General features: G+C 37.7%; 7 protein-coding genes. All 7 read left to right on the forward strand.

Annotated elements, in window-relative coordinates; translation table 11 throughout:
* Positions 1 to 138: 138 nt before the first annotated feature.
* The 7 genes from dnaA to AAAY30_RS08235 all read left to right on the forward strand — a co-directional run bounded on the left by dnaA (position 139) and on the right by AAAY30_RS08235 (position 6,134).
* On the forward strand, positions 139 to 1,464 hold the full coding sequence (dnaA, locus tag AAAY30_RS08205; RefSeq protein WP_022234752.1) for a chromosomal replication initiator protein DnaA: 1,326 nt from the start codon (positions 139 to 141) through the stop codon (positions 1,462 to 1,464).
* Positions 1,465 to 2,232: 768 nt separating this feature from the next.
* Positions 2,233 to 3,339: a DNA polymerase III subunit beta gene (gene dnaN / locus AAAY30_RS08210; protein WP_022234751.1), complete on the forward strand. Its 1,107-nt coding sequence runs from the start codon at positions 2,233 to 2,235 to the stop codon at positions 3,337 to 3,339.
* A complete protein-coding gene (locus tag AAAY30_RS08215; RefSeq protein WP_022234750.1) occupies positions 3,329 to 3,541 on the forward strand; it encodes an RNA-binding S4 domain-containing protein in 213 nt (70 codons plus the stop codon). Before dnaN ends, AAAY30_RS08215 begins: the two co-directional genes overlap by 11 nt.
* 17 nt (positions 3,542 to 3,558) lie before the next feature.
* Positions 3,559 to 4,656, forward strand: coding sequence for a DNA replication/repair protein RecF (gene recF, locus AAAY30_RS08220; protein ID WP_443720459.1), 1,098 nt, complete (start codon positions 3,559 to 3,561; stop codon positions 4,654 to 4,656).
* Position 4,657: 1 nt separating this feature from the next.
* Positions 4,658 to 4,939: an extracellular matrix regulator RemB gene (gene remB, locus AAAY30_RS08225; protein ID WP_022234748.1), complete on the forward strand. Its 282-nt coding sequence runs from the start codon at positions 4,658 to 4,660 to the stop codon at positions 4,937 to 4,939.
* Between the two features lie 121 nt (positions 4,940 to 5,060).
* Positions 5,061 to 5,813 carry a hypothetical protein gene (locus AAAY30_RS08230; protein ID WP_252558710.1) on the forward strand — a complete coding sequence of 251 codons (753 nt, stop codon included), beginning with the start codon at positions 5,061 to 5,063 and terminating at the stop codon, positions 5,811 to 5,813.
* Positions 5,814 to 5,816: 3 nt separating this feature from the next.
* Complete coding sequence (locus AAAY30_RS08235) at positions 5,817 to 6,134, forward strand: hypothetical protein (protein WP_337785653.1); 318 nt, start codon at positions 5,817 to 5,819, stop codon at positions 6,132 to 6,134.
* Positions 6,135 to 6,238 lie beyond the last annotated feature (104 nt).

Consider the following 6,238-nt stretch of genomic DNA (forward strand, 5'->3'; position numbering starts at 1 on the left):
AGTACCTTAAAAGCCATTATTTTTAGAGTAATAAAAAGATTGATTTTTTTTAGGAAGTGTTCTATAATATAATAGAATAGATTTACTATGGGGTAATATGGCGATATTGCCGTATTTATTATGGGAGGGAAGTCGTATATGGAATCTTTTGAAGAAGCGTGGGGAATCATATGCAGTTATTGCAAAACTAAAATTACCGATGTCGCTTACAACACTTGGATCAGCAGAATCGAGCCTATCGAACTTGATTTTGACAAGAACAAAGCTGTAATTTTAGTTCCTAACGATTTTCATCGTCAGACTATAACTCGCTGCTATCTTTCTCTACTTAACGAGGCTTTTGAAGCCGTCTTCGGTCAGATTTTCGTTATTGAAATGAAAATTCCCGAAGAAATCTCTGTCAAAGAGGAACAACAGGCAGCTGCAAATGCGGAAATCACAGACATAAGTTATGAATATACTTTTGATACTTTTATTGTCGGCTCATCAAACAAATTTGCTCATGCAGCCTGTCTTGCAGTTGCCACAAATCCCGCCAATGCCTACAATCCGCTGTTTTTATACGGAAATTCTGGTCTTGGCAAAACTCATTTGCTTTATGCAATCGGCAACGAAATCAAGAAAAATTCACCCGAAAAAACTATTTGTTACATAAAAGGTGACGATTTTACCAACGAACTTATCGAGTCACTTCGTATGGCACGAATGAGCGAGTTCAGAAAAAAATACAGACAAGCAGATATTCTGCTCGTCGATGATGTTCAGTTTATCGGCGGTAAGGAAAGTACACAGGAAGAATTTTTCCATACTTTCAATGCTCTTTATGACGCTCACAAGCAGATCGTTCTTACATCCGACCGTCCGCCAAAGGAAATTAAAACCCTTGACGACCGACTTCGTTCAAGATTTGAGTCCGACCTCATTGCCGATGTTCAGCCGCCTGATGTAGAAACAAGAATCGCTATCATTAAAAGAAAGGCAGAGCTTCTCGATCTTGACCTTTCAAATGAGGTTTGCGAGTACATTGCTTCTAAAATCAAGGCTAATATTCGTCAGCTTGAGGGCACAGTTAAAAAATTAAAGGCAAAAAACCTTGTAAATCAGGAGAAAATTACAGTTTCTTCGGTTCAGGAGGTTATTTCAGACATTCTTAATAACGATACTCCGCCGGAGGTTACCGTAGAGCGCATTATCGAGGAAGTTTCCCGTACTTTCGGCGTTACTCCCGAGGCTATCCGTTCTGAAAACAACAGAAGTGCAAACATCAGCAATGCCAGACACATTGCAATTTATATTTCAAGAGAGCTTACAACACTCTCAATGGCAAACATCGGAGAAGAATTCGGCGGCAGACATTACTCCACCGTTATCTACACCGTTAAAAAGGTTAAGAAAATGATGCAGAATGACCGCAAGATCAAAGAGATAATCGACGATACCATCAAGAATATCCGTGACAGGTAGTTCAACGGGTTTTCAACATATTTGGTTACACGATTTTAACCTTTTAACATTATTAACATTACAGTTTTGTAACATTTGTAAACACTTAAATTTCGGCTTAAATGCTTAGCTTTCAGCCGTTTGGTCAATACTTGAAAGCATACAGATTTAACACAACCTGTTAATGCCTTTCCATAATTTCAACATTTTTAGTATGTTCAAAAATATTAAAAATTTATTTGTAAAAAACTTTGAAATATTTTTCCGTAAATTGCACTAATTAATGCAATTTCGGACTTATTTTCACCGTAGTTGAGGGAACACCCTAAAAAGCTGCGTTCACAGCAAAAAAATCAGGAAAAAATCCGTATTTTTATGAGCCTGAAAAAGAGGAGATTTTTGCCTATATATAATAGTATAGAAAAATCTAAAAAAAACAGGCTTTGAATTTACAATTTTTAAAGCGTAAAATTTACGGATTTTTTAAGCAAAAATGCGGCAGGATTTTTCCGTACAGTCGGAAATCTTATAAAAAACAGCTTTTGAAAGGCTTTTTTATACCGAATCCAATTAACATTTTTATTAACATTTCACTAACAATTTTCAACCCTATGTTGAAAGAAAAAGTCCTTTTAACAGACGATGTAAAAGCTGTTAAAAGGCTGTGGAGTGTTTTGTGGACGGTTTTTTTAAGGAATAATCGGAAAAGTTACAATTTTTTAACAATTTAACACCCCCTACTACTACTACGAAATATTTAAATTATCACTACATAAAGGAGAGCTACACTTGAAAATTTCGTGCTTACGAACAGACCTCGCTAACGCTGTGTCAAATGTGTCACGAGCAGTATCTTCAAAAGCTGCAATACCTGCTCTTGAAGGTGTGCTTATAAAAGCGTACGACAATTCACTAAATATATCAGGCTACAATCTTGAAATCGGAATCACAACTGACATTGATGTTACCATCCAGGAGGAAGGCGAAATTGTTGTCAGTGCAAAGCTTTTTCTTGATATTGTCAGAAAGCTGCCTGAAGAAATCGTTATGATTGAGACCGACGAAAGAATGGTGACTTATATTACCTGCGGAAATGTAGATTACCAAATTGTGGGAATGTCATCAATCGAATATCCGGATCTTCCTACTTTTGAACAGACAGATATGATTACCGTAAATGCAAAAACTCTGCGTGAAATGATCAGGCAGACAGTATATGCCGTGTCCGATAACAACGCAAAGCCGATTTATACGGGTTCGCTTTTTGAAATTGAAGACGGACTTTTCAGAATCGTAGCAATTGACGGCTACAGAATGGCAATCAGAAGTGAAAATGTAGATTCCGAAAGCAAAAATAAATTTGTTGTTCCGGGAAAAACTCAGCTTGAAGTCCTCAAACTTTTGGGCGATGACGAGCAAAATGTAGATATTATCATTGGTCAAAGACACATCACCTTCAAGGTTGACAATTACAGAGTAATTTCAAGACTTATCGAGGGTAATTTTATCGATTACAAGACAACTATTCCGACCGATGTAAAAACAGAGGTCATTATAAACACAAGAGTTATCATAAACTCGGTTGAAAGAATGTCACTTTTAAACAACGACAGAATTCAAAGCCCTGTAAGATGCAATTTTGATAATGACGAAATCAAACTTTCATGTGCGTCTGCAGTCGGCAGAGCAAACGACAGTATTTCGGTTTCGATTATGGGAGAAAAAGTTGAGATTGGTTTTAACAACAAATATTTGCTTGACGCTCTCAAAAATTGCGATACCGATGAAATCAGACTTGCTTTAAGCGGCCCGATTAAGCCGATGGTTATCAAACCGGTGAAGGGCGACAGCTTTTTGAGCATTGTAGTTCCAATGAGGCTTTCAAATGAAGGATAAAAAAATCAGCATTGACACAGAATTTATAAAATTACAGGATTTGCTTAAGCTTGCGGGTCTTTGTGACACGGGCGGAATGGCAAAAATGATAATTCAGAACGGAGATGTCACCGTAAACGGTGAGGTTTGCACTATGCGTGGCAAAAAAATGCGTAAAGGCGACTTTGCAGAGTTTGACGGAGAAAAAATTACCGTTATCTGAGCTGGGAATGATATTTTTTGAAGGTACTTGCGCTGAAATTTGAAAATTACAGAAATCTTGATGACGCAATTATTACCCCGTGCGACGGTGTGAATGTAATTTACGGCGACAACGCACAGGGAAAAACCAATCTGCTTGAGGCTTTTTGGATGTTTTGCGGCGGTCATTCGTTTCGGGGTTCAAAGGACAACGAACTTATAGGTTTTGGCAAGCCTTTTGCAAAACTCGAAGTCCGATTTTTCGGACAGGACAGGGAGCAGACCGCCTCTATAAAATTCAAAGGCAATAAAAAGCAGGTAGAAATCAACTCTGTAGCCAAAAATTCGGCTGCGGCACTGATTGAAAAATATTGTGCGGTCGTTTTTTCGCCCGAACATCTCAATTTAATTAAAAGAGGCCCGTCCGAAAGGCGAAAATTCATTGACAGCGCTATTTGCAGAGAAAAATTAAAAAATGCGGTGGTGCTTTCAAAGTACAACCGCACGCTTAATCAGAGAAATTCTTTGCTCAAAGATATTTACAGGCATCCCGAACTTGAAGAAACTCTTTCAATCTGGGACAATTCCCTGCTCTTAAACGGTGCTATACTCATAAAACAGAGAATGGAGTATCTCCAGATGCTCGAAAAACGGGCTGCGGAATACCATTTTGGCATTTCGGGCGGCAAAGAACAGCTTGAAATTAGGTATTTATCGACTACAAATGCCGAATACGGCGACAGTATTGAGCAAATTTACCAAAAATTATGCGAAACTTTTGAACAAAGTAGGGTAGATGATATAAGAAACGGCTGTACTACAAAAGGTGCGCACAGAGATGATGCAGAGATACTTATAAACGGCAAAAATGCAAGACTTTATGCCTCGCAAGGGCAGCAAAGAAGTGCGGTATTGTCATTAAAACTTGCCGAGGCGGCGGTTTTGTCTGAAAGAATGGGCGAAAAGCCGATAATTTTGCTCGACGATGTTATGAGCGAGCTTGATTCCAAAAGACAGGATTTTTTACTGAATAAACTTGATGACTGCCAGGTTTTTATAACCTGCTGCGAGCAGTCAAACAAGGAGCAGCTTAAGCACGGCAAAATTTTTAATGTTTGTAACGGAGTAATCAGTTGAAATGTATTTACATTTGGGACAGGATACTGTCATAACCACAAAATCAATTATCGGTATTTTTGATATGGACAGATGTACCGTTTCTAAAAAAACGAGAGATTATCTTACAGAGGCAGAGAAAAAAGGAAATGTTGTGAATGTTTCTTACGAACTGCCAAAGTCATTTATTGTCTGCAAGGAAAACGGAAAAATTATGGTTTATATAAGCCAGCTTTCGAGTAAAACGCTGTATAAGCGTAACAAAGAAGGTACTTATAAAATATTGCAGTCGGAAATTAATTAATATTACTCAAAGTATAATTTTAATAAAAACAATATTTAAATAATGCAATAAAATACAGATTATGTAAATAACTAATGAATATTTATTCATTTTAAAATACATTCAAAAAGAGGGATTGTTTATGAAAGCAAAAAAATGTCCTTACTGTTCAAAACGAATTTCATATATTTCGGGTTTTTCAAGCAGACGAAAAAGTGAATATATATGCACAAGATGTGGAAAGGAAAGTAAAGTCATAATTAACAAAATGATTTTTGTCGGCTTTGCACTTGCAGTTGCGGTTGCCGCAGGCATTATGCTTTACTGGATTAAGTCGGGCAATATCAGCAATCCTCTCGGAGTTTTGCTTGTTGCCGTACCGCTTGTAATTTTTATGCTTATATCTCCCGTCTTTTTGAATTATGTTCCTCTTAAAAAATATAAGAAATCCATGGAGGCTAAAAAGGCCGGTATGGTTTACTCCGAAAATATTGCCGGCGACATAACCGATGAGTTTGACTTTAACCCGATGAGAACATCACACACAATTACATCCGAACCCGAGGATACAACTCCTAAGGTTGCCATAGATACAAGTGTGTTTAATCAGCTCAAGCAAAAGCGTGACGCCGAGAGAATACATTTGCAGGAAGAGATGAACAGAGCGGACGAAGAAAAAGAGGCAGATAAGGAAACGGATAAGACCGTGGCTTTTGTGCCTGTTATAAGCGATGTAAGCGAAGACCACGCATCTATGGACGCACCGCTTAAGAAAATCCGTTCGGACGCAGATACGGGCTTTTCACGCTCACGCCACTACATTCCGCAAAAGGAAGAGAGCGACGACAACAAAAAAGCCGATACAAACAAATACACCGCAAACAGAAAATTCTAATTTATGCTGAAGTTACCTATTTGTCCTCACTGCCATACCGTTTACGGCTACAGAGAGGTTAAAAAAATTGCAAAAGAAAAATCACATACCTGTTATCACTGCAAAAATGAGTTCAGAGCGAGCAAAAGGCCTTGCTTGGTACTTATACTCATTTTGTTTGTTCTCGCCATAGCGGCAAATGTAGGTGTGTTATATATGAGCCCTAACCTGAACTTTTATGCTTTGGTTGGCATAAATGTGATTTTTATACTGCTGTTCATAGCATTGTACCCACTGTTTGTATCGTTTAAGGATATAAAAAAGGGGAAGAAAAACAAATAAATTTTGATTTTATTCTAAATGATGGGGCAGCAGTAATGAATTATGGTTTTGCTCACAATTTTAGAGAAATAATTAAAAAATTTAGGTCAAGCCTTTAAAAGATC

The sequence above is a fragment of the Ruminococcoides bili genome (genome assembly GCF_040093295.1).
GTDB classification, from domain to species: domain Bacteria; phylum Bacillota; class Clostridia; order Oscillospirales; family Acutalibacteraceae; genus Ruminococcoides; species Ruminococcoides intestinale_A.